Below are 22,597 nucleotides of genomic sequence, written 5' to 3' on the forward strand. Positions count from 1 at the left end.
CCCCCCCCCGCGCCGCTTCTCGTCACCCCCCTGGGGGGCGGCACTGGCCGTCCGGCAAAGCCGGCCCGGCGGTGCCCTGGGCCGGGAGCGTTTCGCGGGCGGTCAAGCGTGTTCCGGCGCCATGAAGCATTGAGATCTGATCCATGAACTTGAGTCAAAACCCCGAACTGCTCGAAAAGCTGGCCAGCGCCTATGCACTCGGCACGCTGCGTGGCGGCGCCCGCCGCCGATTCGAAACCCTGGCCCGCGAGCAAGCGCCCGTGCGCGCCGCCGCCCTGATCTGGCAAAGCCGCGTCGCCAGCATGAACGAGCTGCAAGCGCCGAGCGAACCCGCCCCCGCCGTGTGGACGCGCATCGACAACCTCGTGCGCGCCGACAAGGAACAGGCTGAAATGACCGCCGCCCGCGAAAGCAGAATCCAAGCTGCGCCCGGCGGCTGGCTGCGCAGCCTGGCGCTGTGGCGCGGCACCACCGCTGCCGGCGCGCTGGCCACCGTGCTTGCCGTCGTCACCGCCGTGGGCCTGCGCGACAACATGGGGGCGCAGATCGGAGAGCTGCAAGCCAAGCTGGCCACGGCGCCCCAAGTGGAATACGTGGCCGTGTTGAACGACGACCAGTCCAGCGCCTCCATGCTGGTGACCTTCGATCCCAACAACAAGAAGCTCACGCTGCAGCGCGTGGGTGATTTCAAGGAAGCGGCCGACAAATCGCTGCAACTTTGGGCACTGCCCCCATCGGGGGGTCCGCGTTCGCTGGGCGTGTTGAGCCAGGAGCGTTTGCTCAAGCTCGCGGCGGCCGAAGGCGATGTGCGCGAAGTGCCCACGCTGGCGATCAGCCTGGAACCCAAAGGCGGCGTGCCGAGCGAAACCGGCCCGACAGGCCCGGTGCTCTTCAAAGGTGCACTGATTCAGAAGATGCTTTAGACGGCGTTGCCCGCCAGGGGCAGCGCCGCTTCTCCGGCTCTTTTATTGCCGTGCCGTGCGCACATTGGCTGGCGGCAACTGCGGGTGGCTGCTGCGCCAGGGGTTGATGTCCAGCCCGCCACGGCGCGTGTAGCGCGCATACACACTCAGCTTGGCGGGTTTGCAGCGCGCCATGATGTCCATGTAGATGCGCTCCACGCACTGCTCATGGAATTCGTTGTGGTTGCGAAAGCTCACAATGTATTGCAGCAACCCCGCCTGGTCGATCTGCGGGCCGCTGTAGCTGACCTGCACACTGCCCCAGTCGGGCTGACCCGTCACCAGGCAATTGCTCTTGAGCAGATCGCTGGTCAGAACCTCAGTCACCGACTTTTCGCTCAAAGCCGCAGTGAGCAACTCAGGCGCCGGATGGTAAGCCGTGCAGGCCACGTCCAGCCGGTCAATCGACAGCCCCTCCATCTCGCGCACCGGCTCGCACTCAAACATCTCTGGCAACAACACACGAACGCCCGCGGTCGACTGCACCGATTCACCGTTCCAGATCGCCCGGCTGACATCCGCCCGAATACGGTCGCGCACCTCATCGGCGCTCGCGAAACGGCTGTTGTTGAAGCTGTTCAGGTAAAGCTTGAACGACTTGCTCTCAACAATGTGTGTGCTTTCGCAGGGCACCGTGATGTGGGCAATCGCCACCTGCGGTTTGCCACGCGGGTTGAGCCACGACAGCTCGAAAGCGGTCCACAAGTCGGCCCCCAGGAAGGGCACATGGCCCGTGATTCCGATCTCACGGCGTTTGGGCTCGCGCGGCAAAGGGAACAAAAGCGACGCATCGTACTGGTCGGCATAGGCACTGGCTTTGCCGAGCGGGGAGTGATCGGGGGTCATGGGTTGTTATTTTTCAGCTGGACACAGAGGCCACGGTGGCGCTTTTTCCATTCGACGACACAGCGTTCATCGACACACTGCGATCGGGATTGAGGGTGATATCGAACCGCTTGTTTGAGGGATGTTGGGCCACGCAGAGTTCGCCCAGCAAAGTCACTTCGTAGCCCAGAGTGTGACGCACCCAGTGCAGCAATCGCTCGCGCTTGTCGCGGTAAGCCACCATTTTTTCACCCCACACCTCGAACAACACGGGAGGGAAACCGCTGCGCGTCAGCCAGGCCCGGGCCCCGGTCAAAACCTCCAGCTCCATGCCTTCCACATCGATCTTGATCAGGTGGGCATTTGGCAACTGCTCCGTGTCCAGCGTCACCAGGCGCACGCGCTCGCTGCGTTGAACCGCAGAGGTGATGCCGCGCTGGCTGCGCCGAATGCCTTCGTCAAGCGACAGACCGCCCAGGTTGCCCTCGGTCGCCACATTCAGCAGCGGCACATCGACCCAGCCGGGCTGATCGCCCACTGCGAGGTGGTGTGCTTCGCAATGCACCAAACCGTTCAAAAACAGGTTGGCACACAGCTGGTAATAGACCATGCGCTGCGGTTCAAACGCCACCAGCCGCCCACCGCGTGCCCCCACCCAGCGACCCATCGGCACGGCAAATGCGCCCAGGTTGGCACCCACGTCCACCACCACGGGCTCGGCCACACCGGCAAGCAAAACCTGCGCCAACCGCAGGGTGCGCGCTTCCCACACCTGCCCCTTGCGCAAATACCCGTTGATGAGATCGGGCCCGCCATGCAACAGATATCGCGACCCACCCACGGTCTGCAACACCGCAGAGGCTGGCCTAGCCGCCGCTGGCAGCCTCAGACCGATCATTCAAACACCCCGGCACGCAACCACTTTGTCGCCACCCATTTCTCCCCCTCGACCACCGGCGCGCCGCCGTGCAGCGTTCGCGTGGTGGGGTCGGGTTTGTCGTAGCTGAAGAAAACCGCATTGCCTCGCTGCGGCGCCACCTCCAAACCCACATCGGGAAAGATGGTGCCACCGCCGCAGGCGGGTTCATTGAGGTACATCACCAACGTGCCAACGCGCTGCCCGCCGCGTTTGAGAATCGTGGGCGTGCCAGGCTCGTTCGGATCGAAGTAGTCGTAATGTGGTTTGTATTCAGCGCCCACGCCGTAATACAACACCTGCATGCCCTCGCCGTTTTCAACCGGCCAGTTCAACAGACGCGAAATGCGCGCCTCGATGCGTTTGAGCAACTCGCTCTCGCCACGGCTAAAAAACATGCCGTTGCTGGTGCGGCTCTCGTTGAGCTCTTCGCCACCGGATTTGGTTTCAACCGTGAGTGACCGCGCCATGCGCGGGCGCGCCGCCGCGATCAGCGCGTCGCACTCTTCATCGCTCAACAAGCCTCCCAGCACCACCACACGCGGCGACGCCATGCTCGACAGAATCGCCACCTGGCGATCGCCAACATCCACCACGCGGGGCGAGTTGCCCATGGCAATGGTCGGCACGGCCACCCCACTGGATTGCTTGTCCGCCAACTGTGCTGAAATTTCCGGCCGCATTGCCGCCGCAACCGCGCCTTTCGCATGGCTGCGCAAATGGTCGCGCAGAGTGTTCTCCAGGGTCGTCTCGGCCAAGCCCTGTTCCCAGCCCGCGGTGACCATGGCGCTCAAAACCTGTTCCGGCGCAAAGCCCGCGGCAGTCTGAGAGACGATCCATTCACGCAAAGCGGGTGTGGCAACTTGGGTCATGGCGACAGACTCCCTCAAACAGCGGTATCCCGGCGAAACACCAGCCGGTCGGGTTCGGACACCGAAGGCGAAAAACGGTAGCCTTCTTCCGCAAAATCTCTGAGCTGCTCGACCCGCGTGAGGCGGTGCTTCACCGCATACCGCGCCATCAAGCCCCGCGCCCGCTTGGCAAAGAAACTCACAATTTTGTAGCCATCGGCCTTGCGCTCTTCAAACACGCAAGTCACCACACGCGGCAACAAAGCGCGCCGGTCCACCGCCTTGAAATACTCTTCGCTGGCCAGGTTGACCACCACCGGTGTTTTGTCCGCCGCAGCGCGCTGGTTCAAGTAGTCTGCGATTTTTGAACCCCAGAACTGGTAAAGATTCTTGCCGCGCGGCGTGACCAGCCGCGTGCCCATCTCCAGCCGGTAAGCCTGCATCCGGTCCAGCGGGCGCAACACGCCATAGAGCCCGCTCAAGATGCACAAATGGTCTTGCAGCCAATCCAGCTCGGCTTCGCTCAGCGTCTTGGCCTCCAGCCCGCCATACACATCACCATCAAACGCCAGCACCGCCTGCTTGCTGTTTTTGGCCGTGAACCTGGGCACCCAGGCCTGGTAACGCGCCGCGTTCAAGCCCGACAGCGCATCCGACAGACTCATGAGCTCGGCAATCTGCTGCGGCGACTTTTCGCGCATCACGGCGATCAGTTCGGTCGACTCCTTGACGAACAATGGTTGGGTGTGGGTCTTGACGTGGGCAGGCGTCTCGTAGTCGAGCGCCTTGGCGGGGGAGATGAGAAACAACATGGGGCAATTTTGGCATGGCGGGGGAACCAGCGCAGCCGCAACGAACGAGCCCCTATGGATCCGGCTCAGCCGCGTCCCAGCTTCGCTCCGGCTGTGCCCGTGCACGCCGCCACGTTCCGTCGAAGGACCCAAGGTGAACCGATCACACGCCACAGGGACAAAGCAACAAAACAACGCGCGCAGGCGGTGACAATGGTGCGATGCAGCTGGAAATCCTCTACCGCGACGAACACCTCATCGCCATCGACAAACCCCCTGGCCTGCTGGTGCACCGCACCGGCCTGGACGCGGGCGAAACCCGGTTTGCGGTGCAACTGCTGCGCGACCAGATTGGCCAACCGGTTTGGCCCGCCCACCGGCTCGACAAAGGCACCAGCGGCGTGCTGCTGTTTTCGCTCAATGCCGACACCGCTCGGCTGGTGGGCCAGGCCTTCGAGCAAGGCCCGGGCGTGCAGAAAACCTACCAGGCCATCGTTCGCGGCTGGGCGAAACCCGAGGGCCCGATTGACCACGCCCTCAAACGAATGCCCGACGACATGCGTTTCGGACGCGAAGAGATGCAGGAAGCACAAACACGATTTGCAACCCTGGCCCACGGCGAACTGCCTTTGCCCTATGACGCGTTCCCGGCTACCCGCTTCTCGCGGGTGGCGCTGCAACCCCTGACAGGCCGGCGCCACCAATTGAGGCGGCACATGAAGCACATCTCCCACCCCATCCTTGGCGACACCACCCACGGCAAAGGGCCGCTCAACCGTGCCGTGGCGGCGTTCATCGGCGTGCAACGCATGTGGCTGCACGCCACCACGCTGGCGCTGCCCCACCCAGCGACGGGGCGAGCGCTGAACATCAACGCCGAGCCGGGCCCTGAATGGGCGTTCTGGCACTCGCACAGCGAAGAAGCGCCTGAACAGGGACGTTGACCAAGCCATCAGCCCGACCCTGAGTGGCCCATCGCCGTTTTGATGCCAATGCCTGGCATGCAGCCAATGCGTGGGAAAGATGCCTCCCAACTTCGCCAGTCAGGCCCATAGGCAGAGTGCGTCGGGAGGATGCAATGCCGAGCCTGCCTCCTGGCGCCCTTGGAACTCGGCTCGGTCCATGGGGTCGGTTCGTGCGTTGAAGCTGCGCCGAAAGCGCACCGAGATCGGTGGCCGAACGGCCTCCCGAGTTTGCGGAGGCTGCCTGGTTCAGGTCAGGCTTGCACAGTCGATGTTTGGCCGGTGCATCGGGCGGAAGGGAGTGGGAGTCGAACCCACCAGGCGCGCTGAGCGCGCCTCGCCGGATTTGAAGTCCGGGCGCCCCACCGGGGTGCGCTTCCCTTCCGAATATGGAGGCAATACCAATTCATCATAGCGGAGAGAAATCCGGCTATGAGGATGGCTGACTGACCAAATCATGACCGCATGGCGCGCCGGTCACCGATGAGTTTTGTCACGGCGATGCGATCCAGAAACTCCAATACCTGCACCGTCAGATTGCGGCCGATACCGGACCGGTCCCTGTACCGGGCGGCATCGAACAGGCCATCAGCAGCCTCGGCGGCGAGCGTTTCTGCAAGCTCGCCCAGCGCGACGACGGTGCCCGGCAAAAAGAACCGGTTCTTGGCGATTCGCACCAGATGCCCGAGCGCACTCACCCGCAACAAGAATTCGAGGAGCAGCGGCAAGTCCATATCAAGCGCGGTCGCCAGTTCCCCCACGATGGGCGGGCGCAGCCCATGCGTCTGAAGGATCGCAGATACCCGCTCCAGCAACAACACGTCTTCAGCGTCCAGACGGGCGCTGTGCCCAGGGCGGCGCAGGCTCAAGCCGGCTCGTACCAGACTGCCATCGGCCAACAAGGCCTTCAAAGCCGAACGAAAAACCGCAGAAGCATTGCGAGTGGCAATCTGGGCCGCCAACTCGGCGTCGGTGGGGCCCAGGCTGTCTGGGTGTTCACCGTGCCATGCGTCCACCGCTGCGCAAATGTCGGCGCTCAGGGAAGCCCACTGCGATGCCGCCACAGCCAGCCGGCCCGACGCCGTCGCCACCACCTGGATCTCCAGTCCTTGCAGCAACGAATCCAGTTCATGGGCCGTGAGATTCCAGGCCTGCCCAAAGCGTGCCAGATCGATACCCTCAGGCGTGACCGCCACCAGAGCCGCCAAGCTGTCCGCAACCGAGGGCCGTTCCATCGCCGACAGTTGCGCCAGGCGGGCCGGTTTTGAGCGCCCGCGCACCAGTCCAGAAGGATCGACGACAAAGCCACCTGCGATGGTGTTTCGGCCCGACTGGTCCCGCAAGATGAAACGATCGCCTCGCATGGCGCTGGTGGGCTGGTCCAGCACCAGTTGCGCCAGACCCGATGACCCAGGGCCGATGGAGCGGTCACCCAGCGTTGCCACCCGCGCGCTCAATGCGGTCGCGCCAATGTGAAGGTGCACGGGCGTCCAGTGCGTCAAAGCACGTGATTCTGATTCCAGCACATGGAGACGCACGTCCAGACGCGCGGTCGGCGCGTGGGCCATCGGGGCCACAATCCAGGCGCCGCGCTGCACCTCCTGCCTTTTGAGGTCCGAACCGACGAGGTTCAATGCACACCGCTGACCGGCCCTCGCGAGCACAGCGGTTTGATTCTGTGCATGGATGCTGCGCACACGCACCGGCGTCCCCAGCGGCGAGATCAGCAACTGATCGCCCACCTGAACACGCCCCGAAAAGACCGCCCCCGTCACCACAAGCCCCGCCCCGTCAATCGTGAAACTCCGGTCGACCGCCAGCCGGAAATGCCCATGCGGCGAGCGACCGGTCCAGGCACGGTCAGCGGCCATCAAATGTGCGCGCAAGGCCATCAGACCTTCACCGCTGGGCGCCGCAACGGGAAACACGGGCGCGCCTCGCAGCGCACCCGTGGCCAGCAAGGCAGCCACTTCAACCCGCACTTCAGCCAAACGCTCGGGGCTCACCCGGTCGATCTTGGTGATGGCCACCGCCCCCTGCTCGATGCCCAGCAAATCCAGAATCGCAACATGCTCCCGGGTCTGCGGCATGGGCCCGTCGTCAGCGGCAACAACCAGCAAGGCGAAATCGACCGCTGCCACGCCTGCCAGCATGTTGCGCACGAACCGCTCATGCCCGGGAACGTCGACAAAACCGATTGGCCATTCAGACCCGAAGTCCGCGTACGCGAACCCCAGGTCGATCGACATGCCCCGCCGCTTCTCTTCCGCGAGCCGGTCTGTGTCGGTGCCGGTCAGCGCCTTCACCAAAGTCGTTTTGCCATGGTCCACATGGCCTGCGGTGGCGACAATCATTCCGGCGAAGGCGTCAACATGGCGAGGAAACCCGCCTCATCCTCGAGGCAGCGCAAGTCCAGCAAAAAGGCGCCATCTGCGATCCGCCCAATCACGGGAATGGGAAGCTTCCGGAATTCACCAGCCAATTGATCCAGCCAGCGCCCAGAACCCTTTTTGGACCCAACGGGTTTGATACGCAGTGCAAAACTGGGCAGCAAATCCACCGGCAAAGAACCGCTTCCGATCTGACTCATCACGGGCACCACATCGACTTGCCCCCGCGTGCCCAGGTGCTGCGACAGCAGAGGCAACACCCGGTGCGCCAGGGCTGCTATTTCGGTTGGCGGACGCGCCAGCAAACGCAAGACCGGAACGCGCTGTATCAACCGTTCAGGGTTCTCATACAGACGCAAGACCGCACCCAATGCGGCGATCGTCAATTTGTCGCAGCGCATGGCCCGTTTCATCGGATTTTTCTTGATGGCGGCCACCAGACTGGCCCGCCCGACGATGATGCCGGCCTGTGGCCCGCCCAGCAATTTGTCGCCACTGAAGGTCACCAAGTCCGCACCGGCAGTGACCGTCTGCGCGGGCGTCGGTTCATGAGGCAACCCAAATCGGGCAAGGTCCACCAAAGTGCCGCTGCCCAGATCGACGACAAACGGCAAACCACGTTCTTTGCACAGGGCGCCAAGCTTCCGCTCATCGGCTTCTGCAGTGAAGCCCTGAATGCTGTAGTTGCTGGCATGGGCCTTGAGCACCAGCGCGGTCTTGGTGCCCATCGCCTTCTCAAAATCGCGCAAATGCGTGCGGTTGGTCGTGCCCACTTCGTGCAACTTGCAACCGGCGCGCGCCATGATGTCGGGCAGGCGAAAGGCGCCGCCAATCTCGATCAACTCGCCGCGCGACACGATGACCTCGCGGCGCAGAGCGAGGCTGTTGAGCGTCAGCAAGACGGCCGCGGCATTGTTGTTGACCACCGTGGCGGCCTCCGCCCCCGTGAGGCGGCACAACAAGGCTTCTACGTGGTCATCGCGGTCACCGCGCTTGCCGGTTCCCAAGTCGTATTCAAGATTCGATGCGCCGGAAGCAACCTGCACCATGGCCTCGATGGCCTCGGGTGGCAACGGGGCGCGACCGAGGTTGGTGTGCAGCACCGTGCCGGTCAGGTTGAACACCTTGCGCAGCGTTGGCACGACCAGCGCGTCAACGCGCTCGTGGATACCGTGGGCGATGCCTTCGTCGGTGCCGCCTTCCGCCCGCTCGCGCAAGAAAGCCAGCTCGTCGCGGGCGGCCTGCAGCACGAGAGACCGCCCGTGCGACTCGATCAAGGCTGAGATCGCAGGCCACCCCAAGACCCGATCGACGGCAGGCAGGCGAAGATGCACGCCGCGATCAAGCGCCGTCATACGGCCCTCCCCCCAGGGGGCATGAGGGCCAAAACCTGGTCGCGGTCCCCTCCGAGGAAATTTCAGTTCGCTGTGATCGACCGGATGATCTGCTCCAGCGCCTCGTCAGCGAGCGCACGCAACTCGTCATCGGTGCGGTCCTGAATCGGATGGCGCACAAAGACCAGCGCTGGATCGATGCCCAGCACCTTGGACTGCAGGGCTGCCGCCTGCACGAATTCGGTGGATGCAATGCCGACTCCTGGAATGCCCCGACCTTCGAGATCTGCAATGTCATGCATACAGCACGACGTACAGGACCCTCAGTCAGCCAGACCTTCAATCACCACATGGCATTCAGCGCCTATCTGCTGTTTCAGCGCGACCGGTGCCACACGCGTGAAGGTGGGCTTGCGGTAGCGCTTCACACCGATCCCCCGTTCAGCAAGCTGCTCGGCAATGCGGTCCAGAAAGATGTTCCCGCGCGCCTTCGAAATATCAAGAATGCCGACGACCAGCCCCTCAAGGGTGGCTGGCCGCGGTTGCAGGGCGCGCACCGCTGATGCGCGCTCCGCTGTCGGATCGAGAAGAATGTGGGATGCATTCATGTGGTGATCTCCTTGGAAACAGGGGTCGACCCGGTGGCGCCTGATGCGGCCCAACCGGCGATAACGGCAGAAAACAGTCCGGCGGTCCCGCCGGCGCGGACAATGAGCAGCCCGCCGGGACGGAATTTGGGGACCAGCGTGCCCGCCAGGCTGCTCGGCAAACCTTCGGTGATGCCACCCGCGCCCACGATCATCTCGTCGCCGGGCAGCAGGAGCAAGCGTTCAAGCTCTTCCAGCAAGCGGGCCTTTGACCAGCCCGCCTCAATGAAAACACGGCTGTGTTCGGGTGAGACCACCAGCAGTGCGTCGCCCGCCATCGCCAGCTTGGGATGGTCCACGGCGCGCAGGCACAGCGCAAAACTTCGCGCCAGCGATTCGGGTGTGCGGGATTTTTGATCGACGATGCCTTGCACGCCTTCGCCGGCGAACAGCGTGACGGTGGACGCGCCAGGTGCAAATCCCCGCTCGACCGACAAGGGTGCCCAGTCGCTGTCTTCGGCTTCAGCAAAGCAAAAGCTGTACTTGCCCGGTGTGCCCAGCGCGGCCCTGTCCAGCTCGCCAGGGCGGCCACCGCCCACGTTGCGAATGACCAGTTGCAGGGCACGCCCTATGGAAGCATTGGCCCGGTTTCCCTGGCCCAGCGCATTGACGCCCGAGTTCATGCCAACCGCCTTGGCAACGGGCCCATTGACGATGACCAGTGGCCCACAAAACATGGTGGTGCACAACACGCCGTGCATGCCAAATTCATCGATCAGCGCGGCCTCGACGGCCGCCAGCACAACGGGCATGTACTCGGGTTTGCAGCCGGCCATCACCGCGTTGATGGCGACCTTCTCGACGGTGCAGGGCGCAAGGTCTGGCGGCATCATGCCCAGCATTTCGTCTGGGGCGCGTGTGGTTCCGGCCAGCATGCGCAGAACCCGCACCTGGGTCGGTGGCACCACCGGCAAGCCATCGGTCCAGCCGCGATCAAAGCAGGCCTCCATCGGGTCTTCGCCGTCTCCGAGCTCAACCTGACGGGATGAAAATCGGGCATCCCCGAAACGAATCGCGAGTTCCTCGGCGATTCCCGGGTCCAGTGTTTTGGAGCCACACCCTGGGCGAATCGCCGGCAGCCCGGTTCCGAGGTCCGGCTGGCCGGAAATCCGCTGCCAGTCTTCCCGATGCCAGCCAAAGGCTCGCTCGACTTCCTGCCCACCCTCCACCCGAATCAATGTGGGCACAAACTCGGTGTTGAGACGGTAGGAATTTTCCAGCGTGTCATCAAAAATGATGTTCGCAACACCCCCGGCATAGGCGGGGTCGTCCTGAACATAGACCGTGAGCGGCGTGGCGCCATTTGCCAGCTGACGAACGAGCGGCTCGACCAGCATACAGGTCGGGCAGTCGCGCTTCACAACGATGATCAAGCCATTGGGTAGAGGTTGCATGGATGCCGTTCGCAATGCGTTGCCTTTATGAATACTCCGTCCGAATCAACGGCACCAGAATGACCTTGGCCATGCCATCGATCGCCAACCCGGCAGCCAACGAAACGGCTTGCAACCGCCACCAGCTGGACGAAAGGCTTCGAGAACCGGTCTCGCCTGGCACAGTGTGCCCATATGCACCGGTCGGCGAATCCGGAGCAACGGGTTGGCAGTCTACAAACCGGTCTGCGGCTGCGCTTCTCTGGATGTCGTGCAAACCTGCGTCAGCCATCGTGGGCATTGTGCTTGCCCGGGCCGAAGCCGACTGTCGCGGAAGTTCGGGGCGCACCCTCTCCCGTCGGCAACCGGCGGGACGAGGTAACGGCATCAAAGGCGTCAACCCGTTCAGGTCGGAAATCGATCGGACTCACTGCCCCTTGTGACTGCAACACCGACGCCGGAACTCGATAGGCGAAAACCGGCCTGACTTTTTGGCCCGCCATCAATCTGTACGCTGGCTGAAATCGCCCGCCAGGCTCGCCAGTGTTTCTGGCGCGATCTGCACATGGGCGGGGTAGTTGGTGTGGTCACAACCCAGCTTCACGGCGGCGCCTGCCTGAATGGCCGCGCGCATGGCGGGAGTGAATTCGAAGCGCACAAAATGCACAGCGCTGGTCTTTTCCTCGTTCTCGCGGTCGAGGTCTTCATCGGCGATGGCATAGACCCGGGCCATGCCTTCGACTTCAACAAACATGCTGTCCTCCACACCGATCAACCGCGCCAGTTCGCGCTTGCGTTCGTTGACATCGGTGTACTCCAGCATCATGGTGCCTTTCCAGTTGCTGCCATCGGGCACCAGCGGAGCATAGGCTTCGATCTCTTGCTGGATACCTTCTTCTTCAAACACTTTTTCGATGCGCAACATTTCCTGGATCTGGTAGCGGATGGTGGTTTCGCTTTCAAACTGCAGGTGGATGTATTCGCCGAGCATCACGCTGCGCAGCTTGCGGTGCGCCACGATCTCGGGTTTGTGGGCTTTGCGCCATTTGGTGTAGGCCTCCAGGGTCATGAGGCTTTCGGGGGTGATGTGGCCGGTGAGTTGCATGTGTTTCTTTCGAATAAGGCGTTGTGTGCGCTGGACCGCATTGAAAGGCATCCCGTTCGGGCTTAGCCTGTCGATGCCTTTACCCCATGCGGGCTGACAACCCTCGGACCCGCTCAGGGCACATGGAAATGGGCAGGTGTGGGGTGCTGTGCTGTGATCCCGTGCGTTGCTCGGTTAGGGGGTTCTCCTCGTCACTTCAACCCGTAGGCCCTGGCCACCAGGCTCAGCGGATGTTGCAGCTCGGGCGCGCCCAGGCCATTGACTTCGAAGCCCTGGGCGATGTGGTGGCCGCCCAGTGGGCAGTCGGAGCTGATGTAGTCGGGCTTGCTGCCATCCTTCATGTTGGCCATGGCCTTGAACACCGGTTTGCCAATCTTCATCGCCGTCTGGTGGTGGGCTTTTTTCACGCCATAGGTGCCGGCGTGGCCCGAGCAGCGCTCAATGGTGTTGATGGTCGTTTCAGGAATCATCTTGAGCATTTCCTCGGTCTTCTTGCCGATGTTCTGAACCCGGCCGTGGCAGGGAATCTGGTAGCTCACATTGCCCAGTTTTTGCGGGAACTCGGTTTTCAGAAGACCATCGCGCTTGCGGGCCATCAGGTATTCAAAGGGATCCCACATGTGTTCTTTCACCAGTTGCACATCGGCATCCCCGGGGAACAACAACGGGATTTCCTGCTTGAACATGAGCGCACAACTCGGCACCGCCGCCAAAATGGCAAAACCGTCTCGGGCGTACTTCGCCAGCACCGGGATGTTCGCCTGCTTGCTGGCTTCGACCGAGTCAAGGTCACCCAGCTCCAGCTTGGGCATGCCGCAGCACTTTTCTTTGTCGACCAGCGTGTACGGGATGTCGTTGTGGTCAAGGATCTTCAACAGGTCCATGCCAATGCCGGGCTCGTTGTAGTTGATGTAGCAGGTGGAATAGATCGCCACCTTGCCCGGTGTCTTGTCGCCATCCACCACAGTGGTGGCCTGGGCCTCTGGCGCGGCGGAGCGGAATTTCTTGGTGGCCAATTCAGGCAGCCAGGCATCTTTGTCAACACCCGCGACCTTCTCCATCAGTCCACGCGCGAATCCGGTTTTGTTCACGGCGTTGGCGACCTGAACCACAACGGGAATGCCGGCGAACTGGCCATGCACATCGGTCGAGGCCAGGAACCGCTCAGCCACGCCCACTTCACCTTTTTTGAACTTGATGGCCTTGGCGCGCAGCATGGTGTGCGGGAAGTCAAGGTTCCACTCGTGCGGCGGCGTGTAAGGACACTTGGTCATGTAGCAGAGATCGCACATGTAGCACTGATCGACCACCTTCCAGTAATCGGCCTTGTCCACGCCATCGACCTCCATGGTCGAGCTTTCGTCGACCAGATCAAACAGGGTGGGGAACGAGCCGCAAAGGCTCACACAGCGGCGGCAACCATGGCAAATGTCGAAGATGCGCTCGAGTTCATCGAGGCACTTGTCTTCATCATAAAAATCGGGGTTTTTCCAGTCCAGCGCGTGTCGGGTCGGCGCCTGGAGATTGCCTTCGGTGGCCATGGGAACTCCTCTGTCTCAGTTGTTGTTTCGACCTTTTGCAAGGGCTCATCAACCCCTTGCAAAAACACGAAGCAGCGGTGTCTTCACCCAGAACGCCGCCGATCCGGCTTTGCCGGTCGGCCAGCGTTGCCCACTGGGGGGGTGACGCACCGCAGGTGCGGCGCGGGGGGAGCTTTTACTCAACGAATTCGTTGAGCGCTTTTTGATACCGGTTGGCATGCGAACGCTCGGCCTTGGCCAGCGTTTCAAACCAGTCGGCCACTTCGTCAAAACCCTCTTCACGCGCGGTCTTGGCCATGCCGGGGTACATGTCGGTGTACTCGTGCGTTTCACCCGCCACGGCAGAAGCCAGGTTGTCGCGCGTTGAGCCAATGGGCATGCCCGTGGCTGGATCGCCAGATTGTTCCAGGAATTCCAGGTGGCCGTGGGCGTGGCCTGTTTCGCCTTCAGCGGTGGAGCGGAAGAGCGCTGCCACGTCGTTCTGGCCTTCGATGTCGGCCTTGTTCGCGAAGTAGAGGTAACGGCGGTTGGCCTGTGATTCGCCAGCGAAGGCGTCTTTCAGGCACTGCTCGGTTTTCGAGCCTTTGAGTGCGGCCATGGGTGTATCTCCTGATCTTGGTTGAAGAAATGAAGCGATTCGCTCAGGTTGACCGAATGCATGCGCATCCCCTGAGACAAAAACACCTTACACCCCTTGATTCCGCTCCGTCTAATAGTTCTGGCCTATGTGACAGATTGTTGATCGCTATCAACCGCACTCAATTGATAACCATTCTCAGCAATGCTTGCAACGTGGTCTCCACCCGATCAAAAGCCAGCCTGAAGCTTCACCGCAGCGACTCAGGGCGAGGCATCCAGCCCAGCATTCTGGCGTGCAGGCTCTGCACATACAGCCGGTCTGGCGTCTCCGTGACCGCGGTGGTTTCGGGGTAGGCGCCGGTGGGGTCCTGCAAGTCCACAACCACCTGCCCGTCTTCGGTGAAAGCGAACACATGGCCGTAGGCCTTCGGGATGGGCCAGAGCGCGCGCGGCAGGCGCAGCGTCATCTCGCGCAACAGCGGTTGAGCCGCCATGCGGTCGACCACAGCGCTGCGCGGCTTGGTGAGCCCCACCCAGATGCGGCCATTCAAGCCGCGCATGAGGTTGTCGGGATAGCCCGGCAGGTTGTCGATCAACACCTTTGCACCGCCCACAGGGCCTTGTGACAAATCGAGGTTGCGCGCCGCGGCGGGGACCGCCCAGATGCGGTAGCGCCCGGTCTCCGCAACAAACAGGGTTTGTTCATCGGCCGATAGCGTCACCCCATTGGCAAACGACAGGCCGCGAACCACCTCTTCCGTTTTTCCCGTCACCACATCGTGCACCAGCACCCGGCCCGTGGCAGCCTGTTCCAGGATGTCGAGCACGCTGGCCTCGAATGTGCCGCCCCAGTCCTTGGCGCCAAAGCGCCGGGAGGCGTCCGAGACGTAGACGCGTTCGTTGGCACCAGCAGCACGGCTCACCACCACCGCGTCCGCATAGAGAATCGGCGCCCCGCCCATTTGATCGGCCAATACGCTGACCTTGCCCTCGGGGTCGATGCGCAACAAGCCGCGCAAGGCATCGGCCGCGATCATGTTCCCCGCCGCATCAAAATCAAAGCCCAACACCCGGCCCTGCGTATCGGCAAACACCTGCGGCTTGCCACCATCGGGGTTCAGAACCAGCACCTTGCCGCTGGCCACCGTCGCATACAGCCTGCCGCCTGGCCCCACCTGCACATGCTCCGGGCCCTCTTCGCCGCCCAGGTCCAGGGTTTGCAAATGGGCCAGGCCCGTGTTCACTGCATGCGCCCCGGTGTAGCCGGCGTCGGGTTTCACCACCCAGGCGCGCGCCTCGATCGGGATCGGCCAGACCAGCAGGTAGGCGGCGGCGATGCCAACGAGGGGCAACAAAGTGAACAACCAGCGTCTCATGAAGGATCTCCTCTTGAATGGGGGCATTGTCCGTTCCATCCACCTGCGCGCCCTGTCACACGAGCGCACCCGTAAAATCATGGGTTCGCCCCTCCGGCCCCGCGCGCCAGCTCGCGCAGATACCCACCACCGAATCCAGCATGTCAAACCAACCAGCACAACCCGGCCTCGACAGCCTGTCCAAGTCCTTTGAACCTGCGGCGCTTGAAGCCCAATGGGGACCTGAGTGGGAAAAGCGCGGTTACGGCGTGGCGGGTTTCCGTGGCACGGGCGCACCCCAGTCCGATGCACCCTCCTTCGCCATCCAGCTGCCCCCCCCCAATGTGACCGGCACGCTGCACATGGGCCATGCGTTCAACCAGACCATCATGGACTCGTTGACGCGCTACCACCGCATGAGCGGCTTCAACACCGCCTGGATCCCCGGCACAGACCACGCGGGTATCGCCACCCAGATCGTCGTTGAGCGCCAGCTGCAAGGCCAGGGCATCAGCCGCCACGACATGGGCCCCACGCCTGCCGAAGCGCGCAAGAACTTCGTCTCCAAAGTCTGGGAGTGGAAAGAGCAAAGCGGCAACACCATCACCAACCAGATGCGCCGCATGGGCGACACGGTGGACTGGAGCCGCGAATACTTCACCATGGACCCCAAGCTCTCCACCGTGGTGACCGACACCTTTGTGAAGCTGTTTGAACAGGGCCTGATCTACCGCGGCAAGCGACTGGTGAACTGGGACCCGGTGCTGCAGTCGGCCGTGTCTGACCTGGAAGTGGAGAGCGAAGAAAAAGACGGCTCGATGTGGCACATTGCCTACCCGCTGGCCGATGGCTCGGGCTCGATCACCGTGGCCACCACCCGCCCTGAAACCATGCTCGGCGACGTGGCCGTGATGGTGCACCCCGAAGACGAGCGCTACACCGCGCTCATCGGCAAGATGGTCAAGCTGCCCTTGTGCGACCGCGAAATCCCGGTGATCGCCGACGAATACGTCGACAAGGAATTTGGCACCGGCGTGGTCAAGGTCACGCCCGCCCACGACACCAACGACTACGCCGTGGGCCAGCGCCACAAGCTGCCCATGATCTGCGTGCTCACGCTCAAGGCCACCATCAACGACAACGCGCCTGCGAAATACCAGGGCATGGACCGCTTCGTGGCCCGCAAAGCCGTGGTCGCCGACCTGGAAGCCGCTGGCGCGTTGGTGGAAACCAAGAAGCACAAGCTCATGGTGCCGATCTGCACCCGCACCGGCCAGGTCGTCGAGCCCATGCTCACCGACCAGTGGTTTGTCGCCATGACCAAGGTCTCGGAGCAAGACCCGACCGGCAAGAGCATCGCGCAAAAAGCCATCGACGCTGTTTCCAGCGGCGAAGTGAGCTTCGTGCCCGAGAACTGGGTCAACACCTACAACCAGTGGATGAACAACATCCAGGACTGGTGCATTTCCCGCCAGCTCTGGTGGGGCCACCAGATTCCGGCCTGGTACGACGAAGACGGCAAGGTCTATGTGGCGCGCAATGAAGAAGAAGCCCAGGCCAAGGCCGGTGCGGGCAAAACGCTCAGGCGCGACGAAGATGTGCTCGACACCTGGTATTCCTCTGCCTTGGTGCCCTTCAGCACCATGGGCTGGCCAGAGCAAGGTGACGCACCCACCGACGACTACAACCTCTACCTGCCCAGCTCGGTGCTGGTGACCGGCTACGACATCATCTTCTTCTGGGTCGCCCGGATGATCATGATGACCAAGCACTTCACCGGCCGTGTGCCGTTCAGGCATGTCTACATCCACGGTCTGGTGCGCGACGCGCAAGGCCAGAAAATGAGCAAGTCGGAGGGCAACGTGCTCGACCCGGTCGACCTGATCGACGGCATTTCGCTCGAGCCGCTGCTCGACAAACGCACCACCGGCCTGCGCAAACCCGAGACCGCACCCAAGGTGCGCAAGCAAACCGAAAAAGAATTCCCGGAAGGCATTCCCGCCTACGGTGCCGACGCGCTGCGCTTCACCTTTGCGGCCCTGGCCTCGCTGGGCCGCAGCATCAACTTCGACAGCAAGCGCTGCGAGGGCTACCGCAACTTCTGCAACAAGCTCTGGAACGCCACGCGCTTCACCCTGATGAACTGCGAAGGCCAGGATTGCGGCCTGATGGAGCACACCAAGGCCGACTGCGTCGTCGGCGGCAAGGCCCATGGCTACATGAGCTTCTCGCAAGCCGACCGCTGGATCAGCTCCCGCCTGCAGCGCGTGGAGGCCGACGTGGCCAAAGGCTTCACCGAGTACCGCCTGGACAACGTGGCCAACACGGTCTACGACTTCATCTGGAACGAGTTCTGCGACTGGTACCTGGAAATCGCCAAGGTGCAGATCAACACCGGCAACGAAGCGCAGCAACGCGCCACCCGTCGCACCCTGATCCGCACGCTGGAAACCATCCTGCGTCTGGCCCACCCCATCATCCCGTTCATCACCGAAGAACTGTGGCAAAAAGTGGCGCCGGTGGCCGGCCGCGAAGGCCCGTCCATCGCCATTGCCGCCTACCCGGTGAGCCAGCCCGAGCGCATCGACGAAGCCGCCGAAGCCCACGTGGCCAAGCTCAAGGGTCTGGTTGACGCCTGCCGCACTTTGCGCGGTGAAATGAACGTGTCGCCATCCACGCGTTTGCCGCTTTACGTGTTGGGCGACAACGCGTTCATGACCGACGCCGCACCCGTGCTGCAAGCCTTGGCCAAGCTGAACGAAGTGAAGGTGTTTGAAGACGAGGCCAGCTGGGCCGCCGCAGCCCAGGCAGCGCCCGTGGCCATGGTGGGCGAAGCCCGCATGTGCCTGTTCATGGAGATCGATGTCGAGGCAGAGAAGGTCCGCCTGACCAAAGAAATCACGCGGCTGGAGGGCGAAGTCACCAAAGCCAACGCCAAGCTGGGCAACGAGGCCTTCGTGGCCAAAGCACCGCCCGCGGTGATCGATGAAGCGAAAAAGCGGGTTGCCGACTTTGGCGCCACGCTGGAGAAGATGCGCGAGCAGCTCGCCCGCCTCTGATCCGATGAGCCTTCGGGCTCAGCCCACGGTGCCCCATTGCGAAGGGTCGGAATGGCCTGAGTCCTGCTCAAAGGGCGGGTGCAGGCTGTCCAGCGGAGAAAAATCGCTCTCTCGCGGTTGCACCAGAGCGGCGCTGGGCGAGAGCGTTTCATGAATGCGGTGGGCCACATACCAACTGGCCCGCAATTTCGCCTCGCGCGTGTGGGCGCCCAATCGGGGGGTGAGGTGCAGGTTGGGAATGCCGTGCAACGGTGTGCCCACGGCAGCAAAGCCCTCGCTGGCCCCATCCAGCAAACAAGCGTCGATGCGGCCATCGCTCAGCGCGAGCGCCAGCGCCTCAGGGTCAAACAGCGAACTGCGGCTCACGCTGACCCACAACTGGCCAGGTTTGCAATGGTTGAGCAGTCGCTCATTCAGCCAGCCACGAAATCGGGTGGCGTAAATGACCTGAAGCGAGACCGCGTCTGAACGCTCCAGCAACGCGTTCAATGGCACCGGCTCAACCCCCAGCTTGGCCCAGATCGGTGCAGCATGGTGCACAGCAGGGTCGTAGCCAACCAGCCGCACGCCCAAGCCCTTGAGCATGGGCGCCAATGTATGGGCCACAGGCGCCAGACCCAGCATGCCAACGGTGCTGCCGGCCAGCTCGCGACCCATGCGCACCTGGGACAACTTGCGTCCGAGCAAGGCGCTGACCATGCCGCGCCGGTAAAGCATCAGCAGCCCATACAGCAGGTATTCGGCGTTGGAGCGCATGGTCGCACTGCGGGCCTGAACCACGCGCACGCGGCGACGGGCGCAGGCATCAAGATCGGTGTTGTCGCTCGAAAACTGCATGCGCGCAATCAGCTGCAGCTTGGGCGCAAAGTCCAGAAATTCTCGGGAAACCACCATATGAGGTGGCAACACCAGAGCGCGCGTCTCCGCAATGGCTTTGCGCAGGGTAGACGGATCGTCTGCCCATTCCGGGTGATAGGCCACCTCGTGGCGTTCTTGCAACCAGCTCAGCGCTTCGGGAACCAACGGATCAACGAGCAAAACTTCCATGTCACCCCGCGGTCAGCAACGGCAGCGCTCGACGCAATGGGTCGGCGCGATTCAACGGCGCTTGAGGAGGCTGAAGTGGTCTGCGCCAACCGTCTGCTGCTCGACCAGTTCGTTGCCCGTTTGTTTGGCAAACGCCTGGAAATCGCGCACGGAACCCGCGTCGGTGGATACAACGCGCAGAATCTGACCGCTGGTCATGTCTGCCAGCGCCTTCTTGGCTTTCAGAATGGGCAAGGGACAATTCAGTCCGCGGGCATCAAGTTCTTTGTTGACATTCATGGGTAAGTTCCTGTGGAGGAGCCATTCTACGGCACTGCCCTACACCTGACTGACCGGCAGCTGGCGTGCAGCAACCTACTTGACTTCGCTGCTCGCGTCCGAGAACGTCTGCGGTGGCGGCAGCTCCATAAAGCTGGGTTCGATTCCCCTGCTGCGCAGCCAGTCGGCCAACGCCAGGCCTGTTCCGGCCTGCCAGCACTTCACCTGCTCAGGTCGCAAAAGTTTGTATTCAACCAGTTCCGGCGACAACCGAATCTCGCCTTCAGCCACCGCGTGGTAGGTGATGATCACCTGGTTCATGCGCTGAAAATCGTGCACCCCGACCAGCTTCAGTTCACGCGTGTGCAGCGCCGTCTCCTCCTGAATCTCACGCCGAATGCCTTCTTCGGGCGTTTCGCCGGCCTCCATGAATCCGGTGATGAGGCCAAACATGCGGTTTTGCCAAGCCGCATTGCGCGCCAGGAGCAGGTGTTCGCCTACCTGAACGATTGCCGCAAGAACCGGTGTGGGGTTGTTCCAATGCGTGAAGTCGCAAGCGGTACAACGCAGCCTTTGGGTGAAGCCACCGTCTTCCTGCTCGCCGCGCAAAGCCAGCGGCGCGGCACACTGCGGGCAAAAACGGAAATCACTGCTCATAAATCACCTGTCGTTGGGCGGGGCGGGTTGCGCCCCTCCGGATCGGCTCAGCGCCGCCATGAATGGCGGCGCTGGCTGTCATTCTGGAGTGGGCATTGTCACGCCGGGAACACGCCGGTGGACAAATACCTGTCGCCCCGGTCACACACCACAAACACCACGGTGGCGTTTTCAACCTGTTGCGCCACCTGCATCGCCACCCAACATGCGCCAGCAGCCGAGATCCCGCCAAAGATGCCCTCTTCCCGTGCCATGCGCCGGCAGGTGTCTTCGGCATCGGCCTGGCTCACATAGACCATTTCATCGATGTGGGTGGGGTCGTAAATTTTTGGCAGATACTCGGCCGGCCATTTGCGAATGCCCGGAATGCGCGAGCCTTCACTGGGCTGCGCACCAATGATGCGAACGTTGGGGTTGCGGGACTTGAGGTAGCGGGATACACCGGTGATGGTGCCCGTCGTTCCCATGGCGCTGACGAAATGGGTGATTTTCCCGCCCGTTTGCTCCCAGATTTCCGGGCCGGTGGTTTCAAAATGGATGCGCGGGTTGTCGGCGTTTGCGAACTGGTCCAGTACGCGGCCTTTGCCTTCGCGTTGCATCTTCTCGGCCAGATCCCTGGCGTACTCCATGCCACCACTCTTTGGCGTGAGAATCAATTCCGCACCAAACGCCTTCATGGTCTGGGCGCGCTCGATGGACAGATCCTCCGGCATGATCAGGACCATGCGGTAGCCTTTGATGGCCGCAGCCATCGCCAGGGCGATGCCCGTGTTGCCAGAAGTGGCTTCAATCAAAGTGTCGCCGGGTCTGATTTCACCGCGCTCCTCAGCCCGTCGAATCATCGAAACCGCCGGCCGGTCCTTTACCGAGCCTGCCGGGTTGTTTCCCTCCAGCTTGCCCAGAATCACATTTCCGCGAGCCAGGTTGTCGGCTGCGCCCATGCGTTGCAGGGCGACGATGGGCGTGTTGCCGATCGCTTGTTCAATGGTCGGATAAATCATGCTCCGAATGTGCCATAATTTCGATCTCCCCGAATTAGCCCGGGTGGTGAAATTGGTAGACGCAGGGGACTCAAAATCCCCCTCCGAAAGGAGTGCCGGTTCGATTCCGGCCCCGGGCACCACAACAAAGCCGCACAGCTCCCGCTGTGCGGCTTTTTTGTTGTCCGCTGCCGTCAACCCTTCAACCGCTGCGCCCGTTCGAGCTCATCTTCGAGCACCCGCCTGTAAATGCCGGGCAACTCGGAACTCATCTTGTTGCTTTCAATACCGTAGCCCAGGCTGGTCCAGGTGCCGGAGAGGCGCCTCAGCACGGTCTGGGTTTTGCCCTGACGCAAGAGCGCGGAGAAATCAGCGCGCCAGACCCGGGTATCGGTCAGCCACTCGTAGATCACCAGGTCCTGGTAGATCGGCTCGAAGCTCATTTCACTGTCTTCGGTCTCTCCCGGCACACGATCGGGGTGGTAGCGCAACGCGAGTGCTGTCCAGGTTGAGTTGAGCAGCTGGTAGCGGCCTGCGGCGGTGGAACAGTTGCCTCGGTTGGGGCCACGACCAATGGGCTGACACTGGTTGGGATGGGTGTCAAGCGACCAGACAAAGCTGCTGCCGTGAAGCACGTTGTAGGGTCGCAACACGTTGGACTCGCTGGCAGAAATGGTGCGCATCAGGGCGCGCACATAGGGGTCCCCCCCTTGCATCACCAGCGGCTGCGTGCCGGGCACCAGAATCAACGGCCGCCACCACCACAGCAAGATCAGCATCACGGTCACCATGACCAGACTGAACACCACCCGGCTCGACAGAATCCGCTCCCGAAGCCACACCCAGCGCGAGCGCGCAGGCGGGGAAGGCTCGGGTTCGGAGGGGGAATTCATGGCAGGGGCAAGGCGTGAACAGCACCGCAGGTCTGCGGCAGGTTGATGGGTTGCCTTCCCACAAGGGCAAGG

The 22,597-nt window shown here is 62.5% G+C and carries 20 protein-coding genes and 2 tRNA genes; 4 read left to right on the forward strand and 18 right to left on the reverse strand.

Going from position 1 to position 22,597, the window contains the following annotated elements:
* The first annotated feature begins 143 nt into the window (after positions 1-143).
* Positions 144-923, forward strand: a complete 780-nt coding sequence (locus LPB072_RS18900; RefSeq protein WP_066087024.1) for an anti-sigma factor — start codon at positions 144-146, stop codon at positions 921-923.
* Positions 924-965: 42 nt separating this feature from the next.
* On the opposite strand, the gene queF is transcribed toward LPB072_RS18900, so the two are convergent.
* From queF to yaaA, 4 genes are read right to left on the reverse strand one after another with little or no spacing between them, the layout of a single operon-like run.
* The gene (gene queF, locus LPB072_RS18905) at positions 966-1,808 is read right to left on the reverse strand and encodes an NADPH-dependent 7-cyano-7-deazaguanine reductase QueF (protein WP_066087021.1); all 843 of its coding nucleotides are present in this window, start codon (positions 1,806-1,808) and stop codon (positions 966-968) included.
* A 13-nt stretch (positions 1,809-1,821) separates the two neighbouring features.
* On the reverse strand, positions 1,822-2,685 hold the full coding sequence (locus LPB072_RS18910; RefSeq protein ID WP_066087018.1) for an FkbM family methyltransferase: 864 nt from the start codon (positions 2,683-2,685) through the stop codon (positions 1,822-1,824).
* The gene (locus LPB072_RS18915) at positions 2,682-3,575 is read right to left on the reverse strand and encodes a 2OG-Fe(II) oxygenase (protein WP_066087013.1); all 894 of its coding nucleotides are present in this window, start codon (positions 3,573-3,575) and stop codon (positions 2,682-2,684) included. The genes LPB072_RS18910 and LPB072_RS18915 overlap by 4 nt, the downstream gene beginning before the upstream one ends.
* Before the next feature lie 14 nt (positions 3,576-3,589).
* A complete protein-coding gene (gene yaaA, locus LPB072_RS18920; protein WP_066087010.1) occupies positions 3,590-4,366 on the reverse strand; it encodes a peroxide stress protein YaaA in 777 nt (258 codons plus the stop codon).
* Between the two features lie 200 nt (positions 4,367-4,566).
* On the opposite strand from yaaA, the gene LPB072_RS18925 reads away from it, so the two are divergent.
* Entirely contained in the window at positions 4,567-5,289 is a 723-nt protein-coding gene (locus tag LPB072_RS18925) for a pseudouridine synthase (RefSeq protein WP_066087007.1), read from the forward strand.
* 310 nt (positions 5,290-5,599) lie between these two features.
* Here the strand turns inward: LPB072_RS18925 and LPB072_RS18930 are convergent.
* From LPB072_RS18930 to LPB072_RS18975, 9 genes are all read right to left on the reverse strand, one after another.
* Positions 5,600-5,692: transfer RNA gene (locus LPB072_RS18930), tRNA-Sec, on the reverse strand.
* Between the two features lie 70 nt (positions 5,693-5,762).
* Complete coding sequence (gene selB / locus LPB072_RS18935; RefSeq protein WP_066087004.1) at positions 5,763-7,661, reverse strand: selenocysteine-specific translation elongation factor; 1,899 nt, start codon at positions 7,659-7,661, stop codon at positions 5,763-5,765.
* A complete protein-coding gene (gene selA, locus LPB072_RS18940) occupies positions 7,658-9,052 on the reverse strand; it encodes an L-seryl-tRNA(Sec) selenium transferase (RefSeq protein ID WP_066087001.1) in 1,395 nt (464 codons plus the stop codon). Before selA ends, selB begins: the two co-directional genes overlap by 4 nt.
* 62 nt (positions 9,053-9,114) lie before the next feature.
* The gene (locus LPB072_RS24155) at positions 9,115-9,639 is read right to left on the reverse strand and encodes a UGSC family (seleno)protein (RefSeq protein WP_273701377.1); all 525 of its coding nucleotides are present in this window, start codon (positions 9,637-9,639) and stop codon (positions 9,115-9,117) included.
* Complete coding sequence (locus LPB072_RS18955; protein ID WP_066086989.1) at positions 9,636-11,072, reverse strand: thiol reductase thioredoxin; 1,437 nt, start codon at positions 11,070-11,072, stop codon at positions 9,636-9,638. The genes LPB072_RS24155 and LPB072_RS18955 overlap by 4 nt, the downstream gene beginning before the upstream one ends.
* A 481-nt stretch (positions 11,073-11,553) precedes the next feature.
* A complete protein-coding gene (locus LPB072_RS18960) occupies positions 11,554-12,156 on the reverse strand; it encodes a DUF3501 family protein (RefSeq protein WP_066086987.1) in 603 nt (200 codons plus the stop codon).
* Positions 12,157-12,347: 191 nt separating this feature from the next.
* The gene (locus LPB072_RS18965; RefSeq protein ID WP_066086984.1) at positions 12,348-13,697 is read right to left on the reverse strand and encodes a (Fe-S)-binding protein; all 1,350 of its coding nucleotides are present in this window, start codon (positions 13,695-13,697) and stop codon (positions 12,348-12,350) included.
* A gap of 175 nt (positions 13,698-13,872) precedes the next feature.
* On the reverse strand, positions 13,873-14,295 hold the full coding sequence (locus tag LPB072_RS18970) for a rubrerythrin family protein (RefSeq protein ID WP_066086982.1): 423 nt from the start codon (positions 14,293-14,295) through the stop codon (positions 13,873-13,875).
* A 229-nt stretch (positions 14,296-14,524) separates the two neighbouring features.
* Positions 14,525-15,652: an SMP-30/gluconolactonase/LRE family protein gene (locus tag LPB072_RS18975; RefSeq protein ID WP_066086979.1), complete on the reverse strand. Its 1,128-nt coding sequence runs from the start codon at positions 15,650-15,652 to the stop codon at positions 14,525-14,527.
* A 140-nt stretch (positions 15,653-15,792) separates the two neighbouring features.
* Between LPB072_RS18975 and LPB072_RS18980 the strand changes: the two genes are divergently transcribed.
* Entirely contained in the window at positions 15,793-18,690 is a 2,898-nt protein-coding gene (locus LPB072_RS18980) for a valine--tRNA ligase (protein ID WP_066086978.1), read from the forward strand.
* A gap of 18 nt (positions 18,691-18,708) precedes the next feature.
* On the opposite strand, the gene LPB072_RS18985 is transcribed toward LPB072_RS18980, so the two are convergent.
* The 4 genes from LPB072_RS18985 to cysM form a co-directional block, all read right to left on the reverse strand.
* Positions 18,709-19,737 carry an NAD(P)-dependent oxidoreductase gene (locus LPB072_RS18985; RefSeq protein ID WP_066086975.1) on the reverse strand — a complete coding sequence of 343 codons (1,029 nt, stop codon included), beginning with the start codon at positions 19,735-19,737 and terminating at the stop codon, positions 18,709-18,711.
* Positions 19,738-19,788: 51 nt separating this feature from the next.
* Positions 19,789-20,016 carry a sulfurtransferase TusA family protein gene (locus LPB072_RS18990; RefSeq protein WP_066086971.1) on the reverse strand — a complete coding sequence of 76 codons (228 nt, stop codon included), beginning with the start codon at positions 20,014-20,016 and terminating at the stop codon, positions 19,789-19,791.
* A gap of 75 nt (positions 20,017-20,091) precedes the next feature.
* The gene (locus LPB072_RS18995; protein WP_066086966.1) at positions 20,092-20,652 is read right to left on the reverse strand and encodes an NUDIX domain-containing protein; all 561 of its coding nucleotides are present in this window, start codon (positions 20,650-20,652) and stop codon (positions 20,092-20,094) included.
* Between the two features lie 98 nt (positions 20,653-20,750).
* Positions 20,751-21,653, reverse strand: coding sequence for a cysteine synthase CysM (cysM, locus tag LPB072_RS19000; protein WP_066086963.1), 903 nt, complete (start codon positions 21,651-21,653; stop codon positions 20,751-20,753).
* 37 nt (positions 21,654-21,690) lie between these two features.
* Between cysM and LPB072_RS19005 the strand changes: the two genes are divergently transcribed.
* A tRNA-Leu gene (locus tag LPB072_RS19005) sits at positions 21,691-21,775 on the forward strand.
* Positions 21,776-21,826: 51 nt separating this feature from the next.
* Here LPB072_RS19005 and LPB072_RS19010 read toward each other — a convergent pair.
* Positions 21,827-22,525, reverse strand: coding sequence for a glycoside hydrolase family 24 protein (locus LPB072_RS19010; RefSeq protein ID WP_066086960.1), 699 nt, complete (start codon positions 22,523-22,525; stop codon positions 21,827-21,829).
* Positions 22,526-22,597 lie beyond the last annotated feature (72 nt).

It is taken from the genome of Hydrogenophaga crassostreae, assembly GCF_001761385.1.
Classification (GTDB): Bacteria; Pseudomonadota; Gammaproteobacteria; order Burkholderiales; family Burkholderiaceae_C; genus Hydrogenophaga; species Hydrogenophaga crassostreae.

Coding starts and splice junctions, on each gene's coding strand:
- LPB072_RS18900 (WP_066087024.1), top strand. CDS start 144: ATGAACTTGAGTCAAAACCCCGAACTGCTCGAAAAGCTGGCCAGCGCC.
- queF (WP_066087021.1), bottom strand. CDS start 1,808: ATGACCCCCGATCACTCCCCGCTCGGCAAAGCCAGTGCCTATGCCGAC.
- LPB072_RS18910 (WP_066087018.1), bottom strand. CDS start 2,685: ATGATCGGTCTGAGGCTGCCAGCGGCGGCTAGGCCAGCCTCTGCGGTG.
- LPB072_RS18915 (WP_066087013.1), bottom strand. CDS start 3,575: ATGACCCAAGTTGCCACACCCGCTTTGCGTGAATGGATCGTCTCTCAG.
- yaaA (WP_066087010.1), bottom strand. CDS start 4,366: ATGTTGTTTCTCATCTCCCCCGCCAAGGCGCTCGACTACGAGACGCCT.
- LPB072_RS18925 (WP_066087007.1), top strand. CDS start 4,567: ATGCAGCTGGAAATCCTCTACCGCGACGAACACCTCATCGCCATCGAC.
- selB (WP_066087004.1), bottom strand. CDS start 7,661: ATGATTGTCGCCACCGCAGGCCATGTGGACCATGGCAAAACGACTTTG.
- selA (WP_066087001.1), bottom strand. CDS start 9,052: ATGACGGCGCTTGATCGCGGCGTGCATCTTCGCCTGCCTGCCGTCGAT.
- LPB072_RS18955 (WP_066086989.1), bottom strand. CDS start 11,072: ATGCAACCTCTACCCAATGGCTTGATCATCGTTGTGAAGCGCGACTGC.
- LPB072_RS18960 (WP_066086987.1), bottom strand. CDS start 12,156: ATGCAACTCACCGGCCACATCACCCCCGAAAGCCTCATGACCCTGGAG.
- LPB072_RS18965 (WP_066086984.1), bottom strand. CDS start 13,697: ATGGCCACCGAAGGCAATCTCCAGGCGCCGACCCGACACGCGCTGGAC.
- LPB072_RS18970 (WP_066086982.1), bottom strand. CDS start 14,295: ATGGCCGCACTCAAAGGCTCGAAAACCGAGCAGTGCCTGAAAGACGCC.
- LPB072_RS18975 (WP_066086979.1), bottom strand. CDS start 15,652: ATGAGACGCTGGTTGTTCACTTTGTTGCCCCTCGTTGGCATCGCCGCC.
- LPB072_RS18980 (WP_066086978.1), top strand. CDS start 15,793: ATGTCAAACCAACCAGCACAACCCGGCCTCGACAGCCTGTCCAAGTCC.
- LPB072_RS18985 (WP_066086975.1), bottom strand. CDS start 19,737: ATGGAAGTTTTGCTCGTTGATCCGTTGGTTCCCGAAGCGCTGAGCTGG.
- LPB072_RS18990 (WP_066086971.1), bottom strand. CDS start 20,016: ATGAATGTCAACAAAGAACTTGATGCCCGCGGACTGAATTGTCCCTTG.
- LPB072_RS18995 (WP_066086966.1), bottom strand. CDS start 20,652: ATGAGCAGTGATTTCCGTTTTTGCCCGCAGTGTGCCGCGCCGCTGGCT.
- cysM (WP_066086963.1), bottom strand. CDS start 21,653: ATGATTTATCCGACCATTGAACAAGCGATCGGCAACACGCCCATCGTC.
- LPB072_RS19010 (WP_066086960.1), bottom strand. CDS start 22,525: ATGAATTCCCCCTCCGAACCCGAGCCTTCCCCGCCTGCGCGCTCGCGC.